Annotated in this window: 1 protein-coding gene and 1 pseudogene; both read left to right on the top strand. The window is 64.8% G+C overall.

Features of this window, described 5'->3' with window-relative positions; genetic code table 11:
• A pseudogene (locus ABZ904_RS51235) lies at positions 1-118 on the top strand (alpha-amylase); the annotation flags it as partial.
• Positions 115-1,532 (top strand): maltose alpha-D-glucosyltransferase (gene treS, locus ABZ904_RS51230; protein WP_361831219.1); only part of this gene is annotated, 1,418 nt, incomplete at its 3' end. The pseudogene ABZ904_RS51235 and the gene treS, both read left to right, overlap by 4 nt.

Below are 1,532 nucleotides of genomic sequence, written 5' to 3'. Positions count from 1 at the left end.
CACCTACCACTGGGGCAGGACCAATTATGTGCGGCTTGTGCCGGGTGAGAGTCCGGCGCATGTGCTCAGTGTTCTGCGACCGTCCTCACCGCAGATCGGGGGGTCACCCACACGATGATCGTCAACGAGCCCGTCCCGGACACTTTCGAGGACACTCCGGCCGCCGAGCGTGATCCGCAGTGGTTCAAGCGTGCCGTCTTCTACGAGGTCCTGGTCCGCTCCTTCCAGGACAGCAACGGTGATGGTGTGGGTGATCTGAAGGGGCTGACCGCGAAGCTGGACTATCTGCAGTGGCTGGGGGTGGACTGCCTGTGGCTGCCGCCGTTCTTCAAGTCGCCGCTGCGCGATGGCGGCTATGACGTGTCCGACTACACGGCGGTGCTGCCGGAGTTCGGGGATCTGGCGGACTTCGTGGAGTTCGTGGACGCCGCGCATCAGCGGGGCATGCGGGTGATCATCGATTTCGTGATGAACCACACCAGCGACCAGCATCCGTGGTTCCAGGAGTCCCGCGCCCATCCGGAGGGCCCCTACGGGGACTACTACGTGTGGGCCGACGACGACAAGCAGTACCAGGACGCGCGGATCATCTTCGTCGACACCGAGGCCTCCAACTGGACCTTCGACCCGGTCCGTAAGCAGTACTACTGGCACCGGTTCTTCTCCCACCAGCCGGATCTGAACTACGAGAACCCGGCCGTGCAGGAGGAGATGATCTCCGCGCTGCGGTTCTGGCTGGATCTGGGCATCGACGGGTTCCGGCTGGACGCGGTGCCCTACCTCTACCAGGAGGAGGGCACCAACTGCGAGAACCTTCCCGCCACGCACGAGTTCCTCAAGCGGGTCCGCAAGGAGATCGACGCGCAGTATCCGGACACGGTGGTGCTGGCGGAGGCCAATCAGTGGCCCGAGGACGTGGTCGACTACTTCGGCGACTTCGAAAGCGGCGGCGACGAGTGCCACATGGCCTTCCACTTCCCGGTGATGCCGCGGATCTTCATGGCGGTGCGCCGCGAGTCGCGCTACCCGGTCTCGGAGATCCTGGCCAAGACCCCGGCGATCCCCTCGAACTGCCAGTGGGGGATCTTCCTGCGCAACCACGACGAGCTGACCTTGGAGATGGTCACCGACGAGGAACGCGACTACATGTGGGCGGAGTACGCCAAGGACCCCCGCATGCGCGCCAACATCGGGATCCGGCGCCGGCTGGCGCCGCTGCTGGACAACGACCGCAACCAGATCGAGTTGTTCACCGCGCTGCTGCTGTCGCTGCCCGGTTCGCCGATCCTGTACTACGGCGACGAGATCGGTATGGGCGACAACATCTGGCTCGGTGACCGGGACGCGGTGCGCACGCCGATGCAGTGGACCCCGGACCGCAACGCGGGTTTCTCCTCGTGTGATCCGGGCCGCCTGTATCTGCCGACGATCATGGATCCGGTCTACGGCTACCAGGTCACCAATGTCGAGGCGTCGATGTCCTCGCCGTCCTCGCTGCTGCACTGGACCCGGCGGATGATCGAGATCCGCAA

The sequence above is a fragment of the Streptomyces sp. NPDC046900 genome (genome assembly GCF_040644975.1).
Classification (GTDB): Bacteria; Actinomycetota; Actinomycetes; order Streptomycetales; family Streptomycetaceae; genus Streptomyces.
Note: the sequence above shows the minus strand (reverse complement) of the source record. Positions and strands in the feature narration are given on the sequence as shown.